Annotated in this window: 20 protein-coding genes; 1 reads left to right on the top strand and 19 read right to left on the bottom strand. The window is 56.8% G+C overall.

Annotated features, from left to right (window positions below):
* The first annotated feature begins 40 nt into the window (after positions 1 to 40).
* The gene (gene hflX, locus C4885_RS02135) at positions 41 to 1,369 is read left to right on the top strand and encodes a GTPase HflX (RefSeq protein WP_113998813.1); all 1,329 of its coding nucleotides are present in this window, start codon (positions 41 to 43) and stop codon (positions 1,367 to 1,369) included.
* A 141-nt stretch (positions 1,370 to 1,510) separates the two neighbouring features.
* On the opposite strand, the gene deoC is transcribed toward hflX, so the two are convergent.
* The 19 genes from deoC to C4885_RS02045 form a co-directional block, all read right to left on the bottom strand.
* A complete protein-coding gene (deoC, locus tag C4885_RS02130) occupies positions 1,511 to 2,167 on the bottom strand; it encodes a deoxyribose-phosphate aldolase (protein WP_113998812.1) in 657 nt (218 codons plus the stop codon).
* Positions 2,164 to 2,322: a hypothetical protein gene (locus tag C4885_RS16610; RefSeq protein ID WP_199488066.1), complete on the bottom strand. Its 159-nt coding sequence runs from the start codon at positions 2,320 to 2,322 to the stop codon at positions 2,164 to 2,166. Before C4885_RS16610 ends, deoC begins: the two co-directional genes overlap by 4 nt.
* Before the next feature lie 61 nt (positions 2,323 to 2,383).
* Positions 2,384 to 2,833 (bottom strand): GtrA family protein, encoded by a 450-nt coding sequence (locus C4885_RS02125; protein WP_113998811.1) that lies wholly within the window; start codon positions 2,831 to 2,833, stop codon positions 2,384 to 2,386.
* A gap of 132 nt (positions 2,834 to 2,965) precedes the next feature.
* A complete protein-coding gene (locus C4885_RS02120) occupies positions 2,966 to 4,888 on the bottom strand; it encodes a bifunctional 4-hydroxy-3-methylbut-2-enyl diphosphate reductase/30S ribosomal protein S1 (protein ID WP_113998810.1) in 1,923 nt (640 codons plus the stop codon).
* A 24-nt stretch (positions 4,889 to 4,912) separates the two neighbouring features.
* On the bottom strand, positions 4,913 to 5,533 hold the full coding sequence (locus tag C4885_RS02115) for a 1-acyl-sn-glycerol-3-phosphate acyltransferase (protein ID WP_113998809.1): 621 nt from the start codon (positions 5,531 to 5,533) through the stop codon (positions 4,913 to 4,915).
* Positions 5,534 to 5,686: 153 nt separating this feature from the next.
* Positions 5,687 to 6,352 carry a (d)CMP kinase gene (gene cmk / locus C4885_RS02110; protein WP_113998808.1) on the bottom strand — a complete coding sequence of 222 codons (666 nt, stop codon included), beginning with the start codon at positions 6,350 to 6,352 and terminating at the stop codon, positions 5,687 to 5,689.
* Positions 6,353 to 6,424: 72 nt separating this feature from the next.
* On the bottom strand, positions 6,425 to 7,654 hold the full coding sequence (locus C4885_RS02105) for an NAD(P)/FAD-dependent oxidoreductase (protein ID WP_113998807.1): 1,230 nt from the start codon (positions 7,652 to 7,654) through the stop codon (positions 6,425 to 6,427).
* Positions 7,651 to 9,360 carry a hypothetical protein gene (locus C4885_RS02100; protein ID WP_113998806.1) on the bottom strand — a complete coding sequence of 570 codons (1,710 nt, stop codon included), beginning with the start codon at positions 9,358 to 9,360 and terminating at the stop codon, positions 7,651 to 7,653. Before C4885_RS02100 ends, C4885_RS02105 begins: the two co-directional genes overlap by 4 nt.
* A 138-nt stretch (positions 9,361 to 9,498) precedes the next feature.
* Entirely contained in the window at positions 9,499 to 10,713 is a 1,215-nt protein-coding gene (locus C4885_RS02095; RefSeq protein ID WP_113998805.1) for a glycosyltransferase family 87 protein, read from the bottom strand.
* A 39-nt stretch (positions 10,714 to 10,752) separates the two neighbouring features.
* Positions 10,753 to 11,670 carry a glycosyltransferase gene (locus C4885_RS02090; RefSeq protein WP_113998804.1) on the bottom strand — a complete coding sequence of 306 codons (918 nt, stop codon included), beginning with the start codon at positions 11,668 to 11,670 and terminating at the stop codon, positions 10,753 to 10,755.
* Entirely contained in the window at positions 11,667 to 12,785 is a 1,119-nt protein-coding gene (locus tag C4885_RS02085; protein WP_113998803.1) for an FAD-dependent oxidoreductase, read from the bottom strand. The genes C4885_RS02090 and C4885_RS02085 overlap by 4 nt, the downstream gene beginning before the upstream one ends.
* 48 nt (positions 12,786 to 12,833) lie before the next feature.
* Positions 12,834 to 13,640, bottom strand: a complete 807-nt coding sequence (locus C4885_RS02080; protein WP_242979456.1) for a glycosyltransferase family 2 protein — start codon at positions 13,638 to 13,640, stop codon at positions 12,834 to 12,836.
* The gene (locus C4885_RS02075; RefSeq protein ID WP_158538779.1) at positions 13,637 to 14,425 is read right to left on the bottom strand and encodes a sugar phosphate isomerase/epimerase; all 789 of its coding nucleotides are present in this window, start codon (positions 14,423 to 14,425) and stop codon (positions 13,637 to 13,639) included. Before C4885_RS02075 ends, C4885_RS02080 begins: the two co-directional genes overlap by 4 nt.
* Positions 14,426 to 14,427: 2 nt before the next feature.
* Positions 14,428 to 15,354: a sugar nucleotide-binding protein gene (locus C4885_RS02070; RefSeq protein WP_113998801.1), complete on the bottom strand. Its 927-nt coding sequence runs from the start codon at positions 15,352 to 15,354 to the stop codon at positions 14,428 to 14,430.
* Positions 15,355 to 15,530: 176 nt separating this feature from the next.
* Positions 15,531 to 16,154 carry an AAA family ATPase gene (locus C4885_RS02065; RefSeq protein WP_113998800.1) on the bottom strand — a complete coding sequence of 208 codons (624 nt, stop codon included), beginning with the start codon at positions 16,152 to 16,154 and terminating at the stop codon, positions 15,531 to 15,533.
* A 279-nt stretch (positions 16,155 to 16,433) separates the two neighbouring features.
* A complete protein-coding gene (gene hisH / locus C4885_RS02060) occupies positions 16,434 to 17,087 on the bottom strand; it encodes an imidazole glycerol phosphate synthase subunit HisH (RefSeq protein WP_113998799.1) in 654 nt (217 codons plus the stop codon).
* Positions 17,084 to 17,854 (bottom strand): imidazole glycerol phosphate synthase subunit HisF, encoded by a 771-nt coding sequence (hisF, locus tag C4885_RS02055; protein WP_113998798.1) that lies wholly within the window; start codon positions 17,852 to 17,854, stop codon positions 17,084 to 17,086. The genes hisH and hisF overlap by 4 nt, the downstream gene beginning before the upstream one ends.
* Positions 17,855 to 18,047: 193 nt before the next feature.
* Positions 18,048 to 19,421 carry an N-acetyl sugar amidotransferase gene (locus C4885_RS02050; RefSeq protein WP_113998797.1) on the bottom strand — a complete coding sequence of 458 codons (1,374 nt, stop codon included), beginning with the start codon at positions 19,419 to 19,421 and terminating at the stop codon, positions 18,048 to 18,050.
* Between the two features lie 166 nt (positions 19,422 to 19,587).
* A complete protein-coding gene (locus C4885_RS02045) occupies positions 19,588 to 20,772 on the bottom strand; it encodes an amidohydrolase (RefSeq protein ID WP_242979455.1) in 1,185 nt (394 codons plus the stop codon).
* Positions 20,773 to 20,806: the final 34 nt, after the last annotated feature.

Genomic DNA, 20,806 nt, shown 5'->3' with positions numbered 1-20,806 from the left:
CTTTTGCTGACCTGGCCGAATACGGCCAGAAAGGACCCCTATGGACGAAATAAAGGACCCCATCACCCTGGACTTTACCGCTACCCAGGCCCCGGCAGAGGACGCCCCTGTTGGGCAGAAGGCTCTGGACAGCGAGCGCCCGCCGGTGCGCGTTGTGCTGCTGGCGCTGGACCAGGGCAAGTTTGACGCCCAGCGCAGCCTGGATGAGCTTGCCGCCCTGGCGGAAGCCAACGGCATGCAGGCCGTTGCTACCGTGTGCCAGAAGCGCAGCACCCCCGAAGCCGCCACCCTTCTGGGGGAGGGCAAAGTGGAGGAAGCGCGCTTGGTATGCCTGAATACCGATGCCGAGGCCGCCATCTTTGACGGCGAGCTGACCGGCAGCCAGATCCGCAACCTGAGCGCGGCTTTGCAGGTGGAAGTGCTGGACCGCACGATGCTGATTTTGGAAATCTTCCGTGCGCGCGCCACCACCAACGAGGGCAAGCTGCAAACTGAGCTGGCCACCCTGAAATACCGCATGCCGCGCCTGCAGGGCCTTGGCGAGGCGCTGAGCCGCCAGGGCGGCGGTGGCGGCGGCGGTGGCGGCGCCCGCCGCGGTGCCGGTGAAACCAAGCTGGAGCTGGACCGCCGCTACCTGCGCAGCCGCATTGAAAAGCTGGAAAGCCGCCTGAAAGAGCTGGAAAAGCGCCGTGGTGAAACCCGCCGCGCCCGCCAGAAAAACGGTGTTCCGGTCATCTCATTGGTGGGCTACACCAACGTGGGCAAAAGCAGCCTGACCAACGCTTTGTGCGGCGCAGAAATTTTTGAAGCCGACATGCTGTTTGCCACGCTGGATCCCACCGCCCGCAAATGCACGCTGCCCAGCGGGTTACAAGTGATCCTGGTGGATACAGTCGGCTTTGTCAGCCGCCTGCCGCATGATTTGGTGGATGCTTTTAAGAGCACACTGGAAGAAGCTGCCTGCTCTGACATCATCTTGAAAATTGCCGACGCCAGCGACAGCGAAGCCGCCGAGCAGCTGAGCGTGACCGATGAAGTGTTGAACGACCTGGGCTGCGGGGATATCCCGCAGGTGACGGTCTACAACAAGTGCGACCGCACCGGTGTTGCCCCCTATGACCCGGATGTGCTGCTGGTAAGCGCCAAAACCGGCTACGGGCTGGACAGCCTGCTGGCCAAGATTGACGAGATTCTGGCACACCGTGTGCGCACCATTGAGGTACTGTTGCCCTATGACAAGCTGGCCCTGGCCGATGTGTTCCGCACCCGCGGCAGCGTTCTGGCTGAAGAATACCGCGAAAACGGCGTGTATTACAAGGCAACCGTAAAGGTGGATGACCTGCACCGGTTTGAAGCGTACCTGCTGTAAGCGCAACCGTTCGCTTTGTGCAAGATAACAAATACTGATTTTATTGCTGATTGTAGACAAAAAGACCTCCATCCCTGCACGGTTCTGTGCTTGGGATGGAGGTCTTTGGTTTATTTGTGTGTACCCTGCGTTACGGCAAAATTATTCCGCCGTCAGCAGTTTAACAGCGCGGGAGGTGCCCAGGCGGTCTGCGCCCAGATCCAGGAACTTTTCCATGTCCTCAACGGTAGAAATGCCGCCGGCTGCCTTGATCTTGCAGCGGCCGCGCACGCAGCGGGCAAACAGCTCAATATCATGGAAGGTTGCGCCTGCGGTAGAAAAGCCCGTGCTGGTCTTGATGAAGTCGGCACCGGCTTCCACCACGATATCGCACATCTTCTCTTTTTCTTCATCGGTCAGCAGGCAGGTTTCAATAATAACTTTGAGCACCTTATCCCCCACGGCCCGCTTGACGGCGGCGATATCCTCGCGCACAGCGTCATATTCCTTGTTCTTCAGGCGGCCGATATTGATGACCATATCCACTTCCTCGGCGCCGTTTTCCACAGCGGTCTTTGCTTCAAAGCACTTGGAAGCAGTATCCATTGCACCCAGAGGGAAGCCGACCACGCAGCACACCGCAACACGGCCCGCCATATACTGCACAGCCTGCTTGACATAGCAGGTGTTGATGCAGACGGATGCAGTATGATACTTGATGGCATCATCGCACAGGGCCTGAATCTGAGGCCAGGTAGCCTCCGGTTTCAACAGGGTGTGGTCAACTTTGGAAAGGATTTCCTCCTTGGTGTATTTCATTTGAATTCTTCTCCTTTTTTACAGGTCTTGCACAGGTGTGCCTGGTGCAGGCCGATGGTCGAAAATACAATGGCCGTCAGGCTGACCGTTGCGCCCACAATGCCCAGGATCAGGCCGGTCAGACGGAATGCACCGCCGCGGATTTTGTTTGTCATAAGAAAGCCCTCCTTATCATCGTCGGTTTGGTTGTTTCGGGTTTCTATCTGTTCTGTGTTGTTATTTCTTTTTGAAAATAAACAACTTGCTGAACACATAGTTGGATACAATCACGATAACCTGGCTGAACAGTTTAACACCCATGGCCCACAGGTCAGCGTTGGCTGCGGCAAATGCCACATGCGGTGCCAGCACGCTGACGCCCAGCCAGATGATGACCTGGTCCATGACCATGGTGCCAATACGGCAGGCCACAAACTGGCCAAACTCCGCCAGAGCAGCCTGGCCGCTGTTTTTGCTGCGGAACACAAAGGTGCGGTTGGTCCAGTAGGCAAACAGAATGCAGATGATATTATCCAGCACATTGCCAATGCCGGTTGCAAAGCCCGTGCCCAGCACAGCCTGGAACACGGCAAACAGCACCAGGTTCAACAGCGTGGCAAGCCCGCCAAAAAACAGGTAGGCAAGCCCCTCATAATATTTTTTAATAAAAGCCCTTAATTTTTCCATGCAGTTTATCCTTTACCACACAGCGCAGGGAGGTTTGCAGCGCTGCTCGCCAGTGTACGCCAACAGTGCACACTGGCATATAACAAAAGGGGCCCGCCTGTTGCCAGGCAGGCCCCTGCTGCAATTCGGGGATTATTCAGCGTCCTCGGCAGCCTCGTCGAGGCAAGCCTTCATGGACAGGCTGATGCGCTTGCGATCAAAGTCAACATTGATCAGCTTAACCTTGACCATGTCGCCGACCTTCAGAACGTCGGAAACCTTGTTCACGCGCTCGTTGCTGATCTCGCTGATGTGGACCAGACCGTCAATGCCCGGCAGAATGCGGACAAATGCACCGAACTTGGTGATGGAAACGACCGGAGCCTCGAACTCAGAGCCGATGGGATACTCGTTCTTGAGCTTCTCCCAGGGGTTGTCCTCTTCCTTCTTGTAGCCCAGGGAAACCTTCTGGTTCTCGGGGTCATAGCTCTTAACATACACTTCGATGGTATCGCCAACGCTGACGACCTCAGAGGGATGCTTGATGTTGTTCCAGCTCAGTTCGCTGATGTGGCACAGGCCATCCACGCCGCCGATGTCAACAAAGGCACCGTAGGAAGTCAGGCTCTTGACAACGCCAGTGTACTGCTTGTCAACTTCAACGTTCTTCCAGAACTCATCGCGCTTTGCCTTGTTTTCTTCAGCAGTAACCTTGTTGATGCTGCCGACGATCTTGCGGCCTGCGCACTCGGTGATAACCAGCTTAACGTGCTGGCCAACCAGCTTGGTGTAGTCCTCGTCGCGGCGCATGGTAGCCTGAGAACGGGGAACAAACACACGAACGCCCTTGACGTTGACAACAACGCCGCCCTTGTTGGCTTCCATGACGTCGCCTTCCATAACGGTGCCGTTTTCGGCAGCCTCGGAAACATCCTTCATGCCCTTCTGGGCTTCAAAACGGACACGAGAAAGGGTGTCAACACCTTCCTGGTCATTGGTCTTGACAACAACCAAATCCAGCTCGTCATCCACCTTAACAAGGTCTTCCATCTTGGCGTTGGGGTCATGGCTCATCTCGCTGAGCTTGACGATGCCAGTGTGCTTGGAACCATCAATACCGACGACACATTCCGTCGGGGAAACGCTGATGACCTTGGCTTTTACGATCTTACCTGCGTACAGGGGCTTTGCTTCGGATGCAGCGAGCATCTCCTCAAAGCTCATGTCGTCACGGATTTCTTCACTCATACAGTTAAGTACCTCCTCAATTATAGACGAAGGCGTTGAAGCCCCGGCTGTTACGCCCACGATCCTGGCACCGTTAAGCCAATCTTTGTCGAGTTCATCAGCTGTCTCCACATTGATAGCTTTGGTATGCCGGGCCGCGACCTGCAACAGCTTTTGGGTATTGGAAGAATGATGACCACCAATGACGACCATATGATCGCATTTTTGGCTGAGGTCTTCCGCTTCCTGTTGCCTCGCCCACGTTGCATTACATATTGTATCAAATATTTTGGCATTTGTACACTGGTTTTTCAAAAATTCCTTGCAAGTTTCCCAGCTTTGGACATTGAAAGTGGTTTGCGCTACCGCAAAAATAGATTTTTGTTGTGTAAGTTCCGGCAGCAGTTTTTCCAGCTCTGCCAAGTTGGCAAACACTTCCACTTTTCCCGTAGTATGGCCCACAATTCCCTGTACTTCGGGGTGTTTGGCATCGCCTGCCACCAGCAGCATGGCGCCCTCCGCACCGGCCCGCGCAGCAATTTTATGGATTTTTGTAACAAACGGGCAAGTGGCGTCATGATACGCCAGGCGGCGTGTTGAGATTTTATCATACACACTCTGCCCAACGCCGTGGCTACGGATGACAACCTCGCAGCCGTCCGGCACATCGTCCACACTGTCACATGTAATGGCACCTTTGCTTTCCAGATCCTCCACCACCTGCGGGTTATGGATCAGCGGGCCAAGGGTTGCCACCGGGCGGCCCTGCTCCAACAATTCATAAGTCAGCTTGACCGCGCGGTTTACCCCAAAGCAGAACCCTGCGGTTTTTGCAAGAATAATTTGCATGGTTATTTCTCCCTGTATCGCGTTTTAGAAGTGATTTTCTTCGTACAGGCGTTCCAGTTCGGTTTTCAGGCGGGTGCGCAGGGCACGCAGCTTGGGTACCGAGCGGCGCGGGTCCTCTACCTTCATCTCCTCTGCCGGGATGGGGGTGCCAAAGCAGATGCGGATGCGGCAGAACATGTGCATGCGCTTATCCGGCGTATCGTAAATAATGCGGCAGGGCACCATGTCGGCATCGGCGTTGCCGGCAATCAGGAAAGCACCGCTTTTTAAGGTCAGCAGTTCACCGGTCTTGCTGCGGGTTCCTTCAGGGAAGATCAGGATCGGCGTGCCGTTTTTGCATTCGTCTGTCACTTTATTAACGGTGCCCATATCGCCCTTGCCGCGGTCAATGGGCACCGCGCCCATGCAGCTCAAAAACCAGCCGATCAGCGGATTTTTGAACAGCTCCTGCTTGGCCAGGATGGTATAGCGCTTCCAGCTGAACACCGCTTCCAGAATATAGACCGGGTCCAGATCCGAAAGGTGGTTGGATGCGATAACATGGGCACGCCCGCGGGGGATGTTCTCTTTGCCGACCACCTCAATGCGCCACAAAATATGCAGCAGCGGCCAGACGATCGGCAGCAGGATCCAATAAAGCAGCATAGTTTTCCACCATTTCTTAGTAATTGGTTAAATGTTTGTTGTTCTGTGTTTTCGGGTACGTTGAGCCGTCAGGTTATTTGCCCCGTGTATTGTCGGAAGAGATTACCTACATTTTTCCAGGTGCAACGCTCTCCCCTGCTCGCAGCGCGGCTTTTATTTTGCGCGGTCCTGAATGACTTTTTTCAGGGCTTCAAAGCTCTGGTCAAAGTTCAGCTCGCTGGTATCCACCAGCACAGCGTCTTCGGCCTGGCGCAGCGGGGCTGCTGCACGGTGGGTATCCTGATAGTCGCGCGCGCGGACATCGGCCAGAACATTCTGGTAGTCGTGCTTTTCGCCTTTCATCAGCAGCTCTTTATAGCGGCGCTCTGCGCGGGCTTCCGGGGTGGCAGTCAGGAAGATTTTTACCGTTGCGTTGGGCAGCACCACAGTGCCGATATCGCGGCCATCCATCAGCACATCGCGGCTGGCGGCCAAAGTGCGCTGGGCATCCAGCAAAAAGGTGCGCACAGCCGGAATCGCCGCCACAGCGGAAGCCGCCATGCCGATCTCCTCGGCACGGATGGCCGAGGAGACATCCTCGCCGTTCAGGTAAAAGTGCTGGGTGCCCTCCTCCAGCTTGGTATCCAGGTGGATTTGCGGCAGCAGGGCCTCCACGGCAGCGGCATCATGCGGGTCCTTGCCCTGGCGCACGGCGTACAGGCCGATGGAGCGGTACATGGCACCGGTATCTACATAGGTAAAGCCCATATCCGCAGCAAGGCGTTTGGCAAGGCTGGATTTGCCCGCCCCGGACGGGCCATCGATTGCAACAGAGATCATCAGAAAAACTTCCTTCCGTTATAGTACTGTGTTTGTAGAAATAGGCGATATTTTCGACTTTTCTGATACACCCTAGGTATCGTTTCCTATCGCGCGCACCGCAGCTTGTGCGGTGGCCCATGCAATTTGCAGGTTGTAGCCGCCGGTGCGGGCATCCACATCCAGCACTTCGCCCGCAAAATACAGGCCGGGGCACAGCTTGCTCTGCATGGTTTTGGGGTCAACCTCTTTGGTATCCACGCCGCCAGCCGTAATCACCGCGTGCTGCAAATCGCCCAGTTCGCTGATGGGCACCTGCCAGTGCTTGCACAGGTGTACCAGTGCCATCTTCTGTTCGCGGGTGATCTGGGCGGCACGGGTGGCGGGGTCAACGCCCCACTTTTTAACGGCAACCGGCCGCATCGAGTTGGGCAGCAGCTTTTCCAGTGCACCCTGGGCACTGTGGCCGCCAAGGGCCGCAAAGTCGCGGGTCAGGCGGTCATACAGTGTTTTTTCATCCAGGGCAGGCTTCAAGTCAAACTCTGCAATATAGCGGTGCAGCTGCACATCATCAATATAGGTCGAAGCCGAAAGCACCAGCGGGCCGGAGATGCCAAAGTGAGTGAAAAGTGCTTCGCCCTGCTCAGTAAACAACGGTTTGCCGTCTTTCAGCAGGGTCAAGGTCACGTTGCGCAGGCTTAGGCCCATCATCTGGCGGCAGGCCGGATCCGGGCTGACCAGGCTGCACAGGCTGGGCTGGGGCGGCACAATGGTGTGGCCCGCCTGCCGTGCCAGCTTATAGCCGGAGCCATCGCTGCCGGTGGCGGGGTAACTGGTGCCGCCGGTAGTAACCAGAACATGGGCTGCGCGGTGGGTTTTGCCATCCGAGGTGCGCACGCCAACACAGCGACCATCCTCAATCAACAGCTCTTTGGCGCTGCCATGCACAAATTTGGCGTCGGCGGCATAGCTGCGCAGGGCGGCCAGCACATCGGCGGCACGGTCGCTCTGCGGGAACACCCGGCGGCCGCGTTCCGTTTTGAGCGGCACGCCAAGGGATTCAAACAGTTCCATAGCGCTTGCCGGAGAGAATGCGTACAGCGCGGAGTACAAAAAGCGCGGGTTATGGCGCACATAGTTCAAAAACTCGCGCACATCACAATCATTGGTCACATTGCAGCGGCCCTTGCCGGTAATCAGCAGCTTTTGGCCGGGGCCTTTGGGGTTGTGTTCCACCACGGCGGTGGTCAGCCCCCGTGCGCAGGCGGCACCGGCGGCCATCAGGCCCGCCGCACCGCCGCCAATAATCAACAGATCCGTCATTCGGTGATGACTCCTTTATTGCGGTAGTAGATCAGGCACCCGTATGTGTACAGCAGCAGCAGCGGGTGCACGGTGGAAAGATACATGGTGGATGTGCCAATGCCAAAGCTGGAAACCTCAACAAAGGCGATCATGCCGCAGCGCAGGGCTGCCATAGCCAACAGGCCAAACAGCAGCAGCCAAGGCAGTGCTGCCCCTGCCGTGCGGCGGCGCAGAACCATGGGCAATGCGCACAGATGCCGCATCACAGCCCACACAAAGGCCAGCGGCAGCAGCACCGCGTACACGCAGCGCAATACGCCAAGCGCGCGGTAGGCCAGCTTTTGCAGCGGCGCATAGTAGGGCGTATCCTTGCCCGCTTCAGCGGCATTATTAAAGTTACAGTGCAGGTAGGCAGACCATTGGGCAACGTCCTCGGTGGTCCCGATAGAGCGCAGGGTCTGGTAATAGGCCGGGCAATCCTGGAAGGTCAGGGCCCAGAGGGCGCTCTTGGCAGCTTCCCGGATTGCGGGCAGTACATACTGCGCACGGATGGGCTGGCTGGTGGCGCTGCGCCTGCCGCTGCGGGCGGGCAGGGTGCCGTTATCACAGGCAGCATTGATGGCATCGGCTACGCTCTGCCAATAGGCATCGGCGGTGGCAGCGTCGGCGTAAATGCCCTCATACTGGGCGGCACGGCGGATTGCCCAATAAAAGCTGCCCGCACGGTAATCGTCCAGTTCCGGGTCGCGGAAATCATTTTGCAGCTGGGGGTCCTCCTCCAGCCAGTATTGCAGGCATTGCAGCTGCGGGATCTCGGCATACAGCTTTTCGCGCGCATCGGCGGGCACGCTGAGCAGCGGCTCGTCCGAATCCGTCGCCACGCGGGTCATGGCACCCATCGCATCGGCAAAAGAGCCCTCGCTGAAATCCGAAAGCCCCCACACGCCGTACCAGTGCTGGTTCAGCGCGCAGAAAATGCCCACCCCTGCCGCCAGAACCGCATATGGAATCACCTGCGCCGCGGCGCACAGCCAGCGGCGGCGGTGCAGCAGCACCACCAGCATGCAAAGGGTAGCCGCAATGGCAAAAGGCAGCAAAAACAGCCCGGCATCTTCACGGTTCAGGTAACCGCAGGCAAGGCCAACGCCCGCTGCCAGCAGCCACGGCCAAATGGGTGCCTGCTGGCGGGTATAAAACACAGCCCGCAGCGCCGCCCCCGCCATACCGGCAAAAAACAGCAGGCAGAGCGCCGGGAAGATATTATCCCGGTAAACGCGCAGCGTGTAAGACGCCCAGCTGGACGGCAGAAATGCCAGCAGCGCGTACAGCAGCAGGGCCAAGGCCCTGGCCTGGCCCGCCGGGCTTTTGCGCCACAGCGGGCGCAGAGCAAACGCCGCCAGCAGCGCTGCAGCACACCACAGCAGTGCCCCGCCCAACAGGTAGGGCAGGTGCAGTTTGTTGAGCAGTGCCAGCCAGACGGCAAAAAACATGCTTTTGGAAAGCGTTAAATAGTCATATTCCCCCAGCCACTGGCCGCTGGTGATGGCGTTGGCCGCGCGGAACATCAGTTCATCGTCCAGCGGGGCGCCGCCAGCCCACATATAGGCCAGCTGAAAATGGGTGACTGCGCAGCGCAGCAGGGTGATAAGCGCCGCCCACAGCCAGAATGCGCGGCGGGTCAGCGCTGGCCGCAGCCCGCGCAGGCGGGATAACAGGTTCGGCATGCCGGGTCACGGCCTCCTTTATGGCATCACAAGGGTGCGGGCCGGTCTGCCCGCGGGTGTTTTGCCGTGTGTTTCGTTTTCTAATAAGGCGTTTATTCCAGCCAGGGCAGCGGGCGCACAATGTGTGCCCCTATGGAATTATCCATTCTGGCTCGCCTGCTGCAATGCCGCTGCATGGCGCTTGGCAGACTGGAACACATAGTACAGTGTTGCCATAATGGCCACCGTTTCCAGCAGTTTAGCCCAGGGCGAAACCACATCTTTCGGCAGGCCGCACAGCAGGGTGCAGACTTTGGGTACCGCAAAGGCAATGACATCCACCAGCAAAATCAGGATACTGCCCCATGCGGGCAGGCTGATATGCGGCAGGCAGAAAATAGCGATGGCAGGCAGCGCCAGAATGATATAATCATGGCTCTGCTTATAAAACCACATAACGGAAACCACCGCGGTAACGGCGTACCAGAGCAACCAGTCATTATCCAGCTTTTTGCGGAACATCCAGGCCGCAGCAGCCAGCAGAATCACACCGCCCACAGCGACATCCAGCAGGAGAACCACCTTGGTGGAGATGCCAAAGCCCAACAAAAAGTTGAACAGCCCATAATAAGAGGTATTATAGCTCAACCCCTGGTCCATGATATCTGTCAGCATGGAGATGGGGCTGCTTTCGGTTAAAATGGCCGCCAGCAGCCAGGACCCCAGCACAGTGCCGGAGGTAACGGTTATTGCTTTCCAGTGCTTTTTGCAGAGCAGCGGGAACAGAAACACAAACGCCACCTGCGGTTTGCACATGGCAACAGCCAGCAGCAGGCCCGCCAAAGTCTCACTGTCCTCCAGCACGCACATGGAAAGGATAACACAGCAGCACACAATGCCGCTCTGGTTGCCAAACAGCACCGCATTGGCCCACATACTGGGGGCAAACACCAGCAGCGATGCCAGCACGGCCATGTATTTATCCTGCACATAGCGGTGGCGCAACAAAAAGCGGCCCATGCACAGCGCCGTGACAAGCGGAGCGATAAAATCCAACGCCAGAATGTACACGCACATCGCGCTGTACGGCAAAAAGCCGGGGTTGATTACATTGCCCAGCACATAGGCCCAGGGCACTGTGCCCCCCAGGGAAGCATCCAGCCAGCCGATAGATTCGATGGACGGCACGCGGCTGTGCATCACATCAAAGGGGTTCAGCCCGTGCAGCACATAGGCACACTCCTGCCAGCGCAGGCGGGCATCCCACAGATACAGGCCGTCAAAGATCAGATAGCGCCCCAGGTTGGCCGCCATGATTCCCAGAAAGAGCACCACCGCAAACAGCCGCAGGCGGCGCTGGTCATATTGCTGCATCAATGCGGTGGCTCCCTCCCTTCCCCGCCTGTGCAGGGTTTACTTTTGGATTTTCTCGATGCTCTCGATCAGGTAGTTCTGCTTTTTGAACACCAGGTCCACCAGCAGCGAAAGATATTTGATGATGATGGTCAGCACAGCAAACAGCCCGGCAAAGCCAAGGGTCAGCACAAACATCATGGTGGTCCACCCTTCAATGGGGTGCCCGGCGCAGAAAATGATCAGCGTGTAGGCCAGCTCCGCCAGCGCCAGGAACATCATCACGATGGCAATGCCTGCACTGAGCTTATACCCGGCATCGGTATACAGCGCCAGACTGTCCATGGCAAGGGCAAAGCGCCCGCCGGAATTATCAGTCAGGCGGCCATCAAATTCCAGATCGGTCATTTTTAAGCCGGATGCCGCATAGGCCGCTTTGCGGTAGGGCAGCGTTTCACTGGAAGCATGCACGCGGTTGATGGCGCGGCGGCTGACCAGGCGGAACGCATCGGTGCGCAGCTTGTAAGCCGAATGGCTGTTGCCGTTGAACACGCGGTAGAACATTTTGCTGCTGCCAGCCGTAGACCGCGGGCAGACGGATACAATGTCGCTGCCCGCCATGGCGGCACGGTAAGCTTCAAACACCAGCTCAATGGGGTACGGTGTCTGGGTGGAGTCAAACTCATACACATAATCGCCGATCGCGGCATCCAGGCCCGCGTTCATGGCGGTCTCGCGCCCCTGGTGCAGGCTCAGGTGCAGGATGGTCAGCGGCTTTTCCAGCGCTTTGGCCCAGTCCCGCAGGGTGGGGATGGTATCATCGGCGCAGGCGTCATCCACGGCAACCAGCTCATACTGTTCAAAGTGCTGGTCCAGCACGGCGTTCAGCGCCTTAAAAAACCGCACGGCCTGGGCACCATCGTTGTGCAGGTAGACCACAGCCGAGATAAAATTCTTTTCTTTATTTGTCACACTCATACGTTCAATACCTCGTCCAGGTCATACACGGTGTTGATCTTGCCGGAAAGTACGCTGACCAGCATCGGTTCGGTGTTCATCACGCGCACCACGGTGGGGCGGGAATCATCTATTTCGCTGGCTTTCAAAATCGGCTTCATGCTGAACAGGCTGCCCTGATAAGCAAAGCTGTACTCTTCTTTCAGGTATTTGCGGGCCAGCTGGCTCATGTAGGGCCAGGCGCTCTGCGGCTTAGCCGGGCATTCGTTGCAGTTATACAGGCTGCCCGGCCTGCATTTGCCCTCGCTCTGCTGCTGGCAGGGGAAGGTTGCTACCGCATCATAGCTGGTTTCGTGGGGAGTAAAGGTCACACTGGTCAGGCTGTGCAGGCCGGTCTGGCCAAAGGGCATCAGGCTGAAAAACGGGCCGTCCATCACGGTAATGCCGGTATTTTTCAGCCGCTCATCCACCGTGCACAGGATGATCTCGCACTTTTCGTATTTGATTTTGAACGGCGGCAGGCCCAGCATGGCGTGGATATCGTTCACGCCCGCATAGGTCGCGTTCAGGATGAACGGTGCTTCCACCGTGGTATCCCCTGCCGTTACCCGCCACACACTGCCGGCTTTTTCAATTTTGTCCGGCTTATGGCTGTACAGAACCTGCACATTGGGCAGCTTTGCCAGCTGTTCCAGGAACCAGTTTTTCAGCACCTGGGCATCATAAGTATACTCGGTGGTCAAAAATGCGCCATCGCACATACCATTATTAAAGTAGCGCTCCGGGGCAACATCATCACAGCGGATCTTGGCCGCGGCGCAGAAGCGGCGGAATTCGGCCGCATTGGTCCAGCTGAAATGTGCGCTGGTGGCATAGATCTGGTCAAAGCTTGTGTGCAGGCAGAAATCATAATCCCGGCAGAAGCGCTGGAAGTAATGTGCGCTCTTGATGGCCGTGGAGTAGCTGCGCGGGTAATGGTAGCCCATGTGTACGCGGGCCTGATTGATATAGGTCGCGCGCATGAACGGGGCAGGGTCCCGCTCCAGCACCAGTACCCGCTGGCCTGCCGCGCCGCACTTTTGGGCTGCGTACAGGCCATACAGGCCAGCACCAATAATGATTTTATCCACTGTCATGCACAGGACCTCCGATAATCTATTACTATGCCGGGCACCCCTGCCCGATTACGGGTTATACTTGCCCGTTGCGGCGGCAAACAGCACCTGCAGCAGATTGCTGTTGCCCTTAAAGCCGCTGATTTTGGTCGGCGTTTTGCCGGATGCCGGGTATGCGCGGGTCACGGGGACCTCGCAGGCGCGCAGACCCAGCTGAGTGGCACGAATGCTGAGGTAGGCCAGCAGCTCGTACCCCATAAACACATCCCGCAGCGGCTGCACATCGGGGTGGGTCAGGTATTCGCGGCTGTAGGCGCGGTAAGCGTTGGTGGTATCAGTAAACCACTGGTGGGCTGCCGCGCTGATGATTGGCGCATGGATCAGCCGTACCGCCGCATAGCGCGTTTTGGGCGTATTGATGGCATGACCGCCGGGGATAAACCGGCTGCCCTGCACAAGGTCATAGCCTTCTTTCAGCTTGGCAACAAATTCCGGAACATCCTCGATGGAATCCTTATTGTTGCCGTCAATGGTCAGCACGCCCTTATAGCCAAAGGTCAGGGCAAAATGCAGGCCCATGCGCAGCTGGGCACCCTGTTTGCCGGGGCCGGTTTTGACCAGCAGGGTGTTCACCCCGTACAGCTCCAGCGTATCGGGGTTCATGCTGCCATCGGTGGAGCCGCCGTCGCAGATGACAATATCCACCAAACGGTCCACCCCGGCTTTCTGGGCGCGGCCCAACTCGGTCAAAATGCGGGAGCCCTCATTGATGACGGGGATCAGCAGGCAGTAATCGCTGCTTTTGGGCAAAAAGGCGGTGCAGGTATAATCCGGCACGCCGGGAACATTCTGGATCGGCACTGGCTGCAGGCTCATGCAAACACCTCCGCAATATAGGCAAGGGTCTTGCGGACGGTTTCCACATCCGTCCGCTTCATCTCAATGGAAACATCGCCGCTGTAGCCAACGGCTTTCAGCAGCATGGCAAGTTCTTTGTGTTCCTGGCGCGGAACAATGGGTTCCAGCCCCGGCTCGCTGATATGAACATGGCTGACGTATTTGATATCATCCACAAAATCCCGCAGGCGCTCGCCGTTGGAGATCATGGTGGAAAGGTCCAGATTAACCGCAAGGCCGGGGCTTTGCAGCCGTTTGACCATGGCAAAAGCATCGGCTGTATTGTTCAGGTAGTTGGTGTATACCGGGGGGTTGGCCTCAATGGCAAGCACCACATCATAGTGGGACGCCAGCGCACCGGCCTTGGCAAAAAAGGCATCGCCCTCCGCCGCGGTGTGCGGCGGGTCCAGGCGGCGGTTTTTGGGGCAGCCGAACACCAGACTGGGGCAGTTGATGGTGTGGGCAAACTGGAACGCCTCGGCGGTATAATCCAGCAATTCTTCGGCTTGCACGGGATCAAAAATATTGCCGGTCTGGCCGTACCAGATGCTTTGCATGCTGGGTACATGGAACCCCCAGCGGTTGAGCAGGTAGCCGCCGAACAGAGCGGCTCCAGTCAGGTTTTCATACGGATATTCCGGGAAAATACGGGTGGGGGCAATTTCCAGCCCGGTAAAGCCGTTCTGCTGCATGGCAGCGTAAACAGCTTCGTCATCCGCTTTATCCCACGCAATATTGGAAATTGCAAGTTTCAGTTCGGACATCCTCAGTTCCTCCATGCGCGCATAAAGGCGCAGATCTCATCCAGCTCCTGCTGTTTTGTACACAGGTATCCGTCCGCCCCGCCCAGCAGCGCAGCATGCCGGCTGCGCAGGTCATAATCAAACGGGGGCTTGGGCAGCTCGTTGTGCCAGTCGGCTTTGCCGGTCACTGTGGTGTAAACCTCCGCCGCCGTAACGGGCGGGGTGGTCAGGTTGAGGGTGGTCAGGCCGTTTTGCAGCGCGGTCTGCACATCCTGCCACAGGCGGGCCAGGTGATAGAACTGGTAACGGCTGCGGGAATCCGTGAAGGCAAGGGCGTTAAAATCATTGCCCGCAAAAAATTCCCGCAGGGCCGCGGCATCCACCGCACCGTTGAGCTTATAAAAGCCGTTATCTGCCAGGGTATAGCCATCCCGTACCAGGGGGGATTTTTGTGCAAGTTCGGTATATTTTTCCGGCTTGAGCATAGCCGGGGTGATGGTGTGCAGGTCAAACAAAAAGTTCTTTTTCAGCCCAATGCCGTATAGGGCAGGCAGCCGCACAATCAGCGCATTGGGGTAATCCTCCCGCACCCATCGTTCCAGCTGCAGGCGGTTGCGGCCATAGGCGGGCAGGCCGTCCGGTGTCATGGGGCTCTGCTCGTCCTTTCCCCTGCTGTCGGCATAGACAGCGATAGAGGAGATCAGCACCAGCTGTTTGGGGGCGATCTGGCGCAGGTTTTCCCGCGCGGCGGCCATCACGGCAAGGTCGGCATCCGGGTCTGCATTCGCCAAAAACATGGCGGCGGGCACCCCGGCGTACACGCACAGATCCGGCTTGGCACCGAACTGCGTGGCAATATCGGTGGAATGGCATACCGCGGCAAACGCATGTTTTGCCGCCAGGTTGCCCCCCACAAAACCGGTGGAACCGACCAGAAGATCCTTTGCCATATGCCCTGCCCCTTTTGCTGTTGATTTTTGCCGCAAAGCAGCGCCCTGCTTTGCAGATTGATACAGAATAGATTATACCATACCCCGGCGGTAAAAGCAATTAAAGCAATTTCAGACAGCAAATAAAAAATCCCATCATGCCAAAGCGGCACAATGGGAATAAAAAACAGACAGTATCAATACCGGGTGCGCGGGATCTCCACACGGTTGGCCACAGCGGCTTCCAACTGGGCAACAATGGTTTTCATGCTCTCTTCAAACTCTTCATCGGAAGAATTGTGGAAGATCAGCAGCGAATCGGGCTGGTTTTCCAGCTTTAAGCTGAGCGGCGGGTTAAAGTTGACACCCAGGATATATTCGTCCCAGTGGTTCAGCTTCCACATGTCACGGTCGCTGGCGCGGTCGATCATGCGCTGGTGGCACACTTTGGGGTTAGTATCTACCCAAATCACAACCAGCTCCGCCTGCTTCTTTTTCAGTTCGGCACGCAGGGTGGTAATATAGTCAAGGTCACGGATCTCCTGCGTAAAGGGGGCGTTAATCAGCACAATATCATCGTACTCCAGCGCTTCCATAGCAAGGTCCAGAACCACACGATATTCCAGGTCACGGATATATTTTTCAAAAAAGATGCTGCTACGGTCATACGGCTGGTGCGCCACCGCAAAGATTTGCTTGGACAAAGGGATCAAGGTATCCTTATCCAGATAGACAACGTGGTTCAGCGCTTTTGCCAGCTGCTTGGAAATAAAGGTTTTTCCGCAGGCCGGCGGGCTTGTGACCAATATCAGCTTTTTCATGCACAGACACCTCTCCAGAAAGATTGTCATTTAATTAACCAAGCTACAGGTATTATTATACACCAAACTTTTGTCCTTGGGAATAGATAAATGACCATTTTTTGGACTTTTATGGACTTTTGGTGCCATTTTTGCAGGCAAATTTGCACCAAATTGTACAACTTCGCCCAAAATTCACCCATCAGTTTAGCAAAACCAACAACAAAAAGGGGAACGCTCGCGCAGAACGTTCCCCAGCATTGGATTATCTTACGTTTGAAAATCCGCTTTATTTCCCTGTTATTCTGCCTGGGCGCACAGGTCCAGGTAGGCTTTGATGATGCCAAGCCCCACCGGGCCGGATTTTTCCGGGTGGAACTGGGTGCCGATCACGCAGCCCTTTTGGGCAGCGGCGCACACCTTGCGGCCGCCATACACGGTATCGGCCAGGCGGTATTCCTCCGCTGCGGGCTTTGCTACATAAGAGTGGATAAAATAGCATTCCTGTCCCGGCTGCACATTCTGCAAGGCGGTACCGGAAAAATCCGTGCGGCCGCCCGCCGGGTACAGTGGGTTCCAGCTGATGTGCGGCACCCGCTGGGGGCTGCCGTCCGCGTCCACATCCGGGATGCGCACCACGCGGCCGGGAATCAGGCCAAGGCCCTTGTGCAGGCCGAATTCTTCGGATTCGTCAAACAGCATCTGCATCCCAAGGCAGATACCCAGCAATAGGGTACCCTGGGCCGTCTTTTGCTTGATGGGCTCGATCAGCCCCAGCTGTTCCAGCCCCTGCATGCCGTCCTGGAAAGCGCCCACGCCGGGCAGCACCAGGGCATCGGCTGCCAGAACATCTGCCGGGCTGCTGGTCACCTGTACTTCTGCCCCAAAATGGGCGAACGCATGCTGCACGCTGAGCAGGTTGGATAGACCGTAATCGATCACTGTTACTTTCATACCCGGCGCACCTCCACCCCGCCTGCGCGGATTTCATCTTTCAGTTCCTGCACGGTTTCTTTTTTATAGTGCAGCACTGCGGCGCAGGCCACAGCATCGGCACCGGCTTTGGCACCGTCCACAATGTCATCCCCGCAGCCAACACCGCCGCCGCAGATGACCGGCACATTGACCGCCTTGGTCACAGCCTCGATCAGTTCCAGGTCCATGCCGCGCTGCAGGCCCTCGTTGTCCACGCTCATCAGCAGGATCTCCCCTGCCCCAAGCGCCACGCCGCGTTTGGCCCATTCCACTACATCATAACCAGAATGAGCGCGGCCGTTGTCATAATAAGCTTCCCACTTGCCGGGCCAGGTGCGGTTGCGCTTGGCCTGGATGGAAAGCACCATGCACTGGCTGCCAAAGGCGTTGGCAACCTCGGTGATCAGCTCCGGGCGTTTGATGGCCGCCGTGTTGATGGCAACCTTATCCGCCCCCATGGAAAGAATGTGGCGCACATCCTCGACGCTGCGCAGACCGCCGCCCACGCAGACCGGGATATACACATCATCCACGGTTTTGCGCACAATATCCGAAAGGTTGTTACGGTTATACAGGCTGGCCACAATATCAATGTACAGCAGCTCGTCAATGCCCTGCTCATAATATTCCCGTGCAAACAGGTTGGGATCCCCCAGCTTGCGCAGGCCCTCCAACTGGATGCCTTTGACGAGGTTGGTATCCTTGACATCCAGCCGTGCAATCAGGCGGATTTTTTTCTTAGCCATAAAAAATTCCTCAGTTCCAGAGCTCTTGGGCAACACCGCACAATTCCCGCCTTGCGGCTTAAGCACCGCTCCGGCAGCTGCGTTGCCAAAATGCTCGATAAGACATCCAGTATTATCTGCGCTTTTGGCTTGGCATCTGCCGCACCTCGCTCGCCGTATCGGCACTTAGAATTATGCGGTATTGCCCTTGGCCTTATATTTCGTGGTGGGTGCCCTTCGGGTCGCCCCAAAGCACTTCGCTGTCGCCCTCGTAGGGGGTGTGACGCAGTTTCCACATGTTGTTCTCCCATTTCCAAAGGTGGGGGCTGCGGAAACGGTCGGCCAGGTGCATAAAGTATTCGCGGTCCATTTTGGGCTGTTCAAACAGCTGGCTGGCCCACGGGAAGTGCTGGCGGTCCAGGGACAGATACTGGAAGATCTCTTTTTCAAAGCGGTCGGGATACTCGCCGTCAAACTTTTTGCACAGCGCCTTGCCCTCTTCCAGGGTGATTTCCTCGTTGCGGATCTCCTGTGCAGCGTCATAGGTGGTGCGGCCGATGCCGTACTTGATGTAGGTGGTGTAATAGAAGAAGTCGTCGATCTTATCATCGATGGAGTTATACTTGGAATAGGTGCCCTGGGTGCGCTCCGGTGCGGGGCGGAAGCCGCCGTGTTCTACACTGTAATAGTAGGCGCCCTGCGGGTGCCATTTTTCGTAATAGCCAAGGTAGCGCACCTGAACATGGTTTTTCTCCAGGTTGGAAGTTTCGGACGGCAGGTAGATGGCCAGGTCGGCTTTATCCACCTTATAATCCTCTTCCAGCTGGCGCAGGCTGACACCGCCCAGGTAGATATGGTCGTAATCATTGACGGCAAAAAAGTGCTCATCGCGCAGGGCAGAGTTGTTATCCGCAATGGGGTTGCCGAACTCGGCCTCGTTCTCGCCATAGAACACCAGGGGAATGCCGAACTTGGCGGCCATCTTGGGGGCCAGCTGCTTTTGGCCCAAAATGAACGGCTGGAACGGGTGGAACAGGTTCTCGGTCGCCAAACGGGTCAGCAGACGGTGGGTCATGCCGTTGGGGGTACACAGGTAGTTATCAAACCCGGCGTGGATCCAGGCCTGCATGTTATCCCAGCCCCAGGGGGTGTAGATATGCGGTGCCCAAGTCACCGTCAGGGGGTGCATGCCGTATTTGTATTTCAGGATGTGAGCGGCATAAAAGCTGTCCTTGCCGCCGGAGCCGGGCACCAGGCAGTCATAGCTGCCGTCATTTTTGCGGTATTCATCGCACAGCTCACGCAGCTCTTTTTCGCGCAGAGCCCAGTCAATATGGCCGTTCGCCTTATTGTGGCAGGCATGGCAGGCATCGCAGGTGCCGTCGTCCTGAATAACCATCGTCTTTTTAATGGACTTGATCGTATGTTCAAATTCATAGCAGGAGTTCGGCTTCTGGTTGCTCATCACGCATTCATTACAGAACTGTACATGTTTGGGCAGGCCGTAATAAGCTTCCAGCTGATCCTCCGGGATATCGGGCGCGTATTTGGCGTAATCGATTTCGACATAACGAGGATTCTTTTCCATATTTCTCACTCTCATTCCATCCGTGGTAATTCCTATTGAACCAAAAAAGGCGCTGTCCGTATAGCAATGCTATCGGACAGCGCCTTTGCTGTTCTGTGGATATTATAGCACAGCACCCTGCTGTTTGCAAGATGCCAGCCTATTTTTTACATCGGTGCAGTGCTTTTTATTTCTGGCTGACCACTGCGCCGTTGATCAGAACAGCTTTCACGTTGGTCATAACCTCAAACGGGCAGCCATCGGTCAGCACCAGGTCTGCATCCTTGCCGACCTCGATGGAGCCAACACGGTCAGCAATGCCGATGTGCTTGGCCGGGTTGATGGTGATGGCCTGCAATGCGGCAAACGGATCCATGCCGGCTTTGACCGCCATACCGGCGCACAGCGGCAGGTACTGCTGCGGAATGACCGAGTTATCGGTGATGATGGAAACATGGCAGCCCGCTTTTGCCAAAACGCCCGGCGTTTCCCAGGATTTGTTCTGCAGTTCAAACTTGCTGGCAAAGGTCAGGCTGGGGCCGACGGCCATGGGAATATTGCTTTCCTTGGCCAGTTCGTCCACGATCAGGTGGCCTTCGGTCACATGTTCCAGCGTCAGGCCCACATCGAACTCTTTGGCAATGCGGATGGCGGTAAAGATATCGTTGGCCTGGTGTGCATGGGCTTTCAGGGGAATGGTGTGGTCCAGCACCGGCAGCAAGGCTTCCAGCTTCTGGTTATAAGCGGGCATTTTGGTCACATCGCCGTTGGCGGCAGCCTTGCGGGCACCGTAATCCCTGGCGGAAGCCAGCGCCCCGCGCAGGAACGCAGCGGTGGACATGCGGGTAGAATCGCATTTATCTTTATAGCAGCGCTTGGGGTTTTCGCCAAAGGCACATTTCATGGCAACGGCTTCCTTGACGATCATGTTGTCCACACGCTCGCCCACCGTCTTGATGGCGGTAAAGGTACCGCCCAGCACATTAGCGCTGCCCGGCCCGGTGCACACGCAGGTAATGCCTGCTTCCCGTGCATGGGCAAAAGAGGGATCGCGAGGGTTGATGCCGTCAATGGCGCGCAGCTGCGGGGTCCAGATGTCATTCATCTCGTTGTAGTCGCAGCCTTCGTACCCGATGCCATAACCATCCAGGCCGATATGGGTGTGCGCATCCACAAAACCGGGGAAAATATCCAGCCCGGCAGCATCCAGCACGGCGATATCGGCGGGCACGTTCAGTTCATGCCCCATGGCAACAATGCGGCCGTTTTCCAGCAGCAGGTCGATCTGCTGTGGTTCCGGGTGAACGGCATCATGAACCCGGCCCCCGCGCACCAGTAGCGGCGCGGCGGTATGTTCTGTATTCTGCATCATTGATGGATCCTTTTTCAGCTTAATAGCTTACCCT

The organism is Subdoligranulum sp. APC924/74 (assembly GCF_003324125.1).
Classification (GTDB): domain Bacteria; phylum Bacillota; class Clostridia; order Oscillospirales; family Ruminococcaceae; genus Gemmiger; species Gemmiger qucibialis.
The sequence above is the reverse complement of the archived record's forward strand: the minus strand, read 5'-3'. Positions and strand labels throughout refer to the sequence as shown.

Excerpts from the sequence above, each read along its gene's own strand:
- hflX (WP_113998813.1), top strand. The coding sequence starts at position 41 with ATGGACGAAATAAAGGACCCCATCACCCTGGACTTTACCGCTACCCAG.
- deoC (WP_113998812.1), bottom strand. The coding sequence starts at position 2,167 with ATGAAATACACCAAGGAGGAAATCCTTTCCAAAGTTGACCACACCCTG.
- C4885_RS16610 (WP_199488066.1), bottom strand. The coding sequence starts at position 2,322 with ATGACAAACAAAATCCGCGGCGGTGCATTCCGTCTGACCGGCCTGATC.
- C4885_RS02125 (WP_113998811.1), bottom strand. The coding sequence starts at position 2,833 with ATGGAAAAATTAAGGGCTTTTATTAAAAAATATTATGAGGGGCTTGCC.
- C4885_RS02120 (WP_113998810.1), bottom strand. The coding sequence starts at position 4,888 with ATGCAAATTATTCTTGCAAAAACCGCAGGGTTCTGCTTTGGGGTAAAC.
- C4885_RS02115 (WP_113998809.1), bottom strand. The coding sequence starts at position 5,533 with ATGCTGCTTTATTGGATCCTGCTGCCGATCGTCTGGCCGCTGCTGCAT.
- cmk (WP_113998808.1), bottom strand. The coding sequence starts at position 6,352 with ATGATCTCTGTTGCAATCGATGGCCCGTCCGGGGCGGGCAAATCCAGC.
- C4885_RS02105 (WP_113998807.1), bottom strand. The coding sequence starts at position 7,654 with ATGACGGATCTGTTGATTATTGGCGGCGGTGCGGCGGGCCTGATGGCC.
- C4885_RS02100 (WP_113998806.1), bottom strand. The coding sequence starts at position 9,360 with ATGCCGAACCTGTTATCCCGCCTGCGCGGGCTGCGGCCAGCGCTGACC.
- C4885_RS02095 (WP_113998805.1), bottom strand. The coding sequence starts at position 10,713 with ATGCAGCAATATGACCAGCGCCGCCTGCGGCTGTTTGCGGTGGTGCTC.
- C4885_RS02090 (WP_113998804.1), bottom strand. The coding sequence starts at position 11,670 with ATGAGTGTGACAAATAAAGAAAAGAATTTTATCTCGGCTGTGGTCTAC.
- C4885_RS02085 (WP_113998803.1), bottom strand. The coding sequence starts at position 12,785 with ATGACAGTGGATAAAATCATTATTGGTGCTGGCCTGTATGGCCTGTAC.
- C4885_RS02080 (WP_242979456.1), bottom strand. The coding sequence starts at position 13,640 with ATGAGCCTGCAGCCAGTGCCGATCCAGAATGTTCCCGGCGTGCCGGAT.
- C4885_RS02075 (WP_158538779.1), bottom strand. The coding sequence starts at position 14,425 with ATGTCCGAACTGAAACTTGCAATTTCCAATATTGCGTGGGATAAAGCG.
- C4885_RS02070 (WP_113998801.1), bottom strand. The coding sequence starts at position 15,354 with ATGGCAAAGGATCTTCTGGTCGGTTCCACCGGTTTTGTGGGGGGCAAC.
- C4885_RS02065 (WP_113998800.1), bottom strand. The coding sequence starts at position 16,154 with ATGAAAAAGCTGATATTGGTCACAAGCCCGCCGGCCTGCGGAAAAACC.
- hisH (WP_113998799.1), bottom strand. The coding sequence starts at position 17,087 with ATGAAAGTAACAGTGATCGATTACGGTCTATCCAACCTGCTCAGCGTG.
- hisF (WP_113998798.1), bottom strand. The coding sequence starts at position 17,854 with ATGGCTAAGAAAAAAATCCGCCTGATTGCACGGCTGGATGTCAAGGAT.
- C4885_RS02050 (WP_113998797.1), bottom strand. The coding sequence starts at position 19,421 with ATGGAAAAGAATCCTCGTTATGTCGAAATCGATTACGCCAAATACGCG.
- C4885_RS02045 (WP_242979455.1), bottom strand. The coding sequence starts at position 20,772 with ATGATGCAGAATACAGAACATACCGCCGCGCCGCTACTGGTGCGCGGG.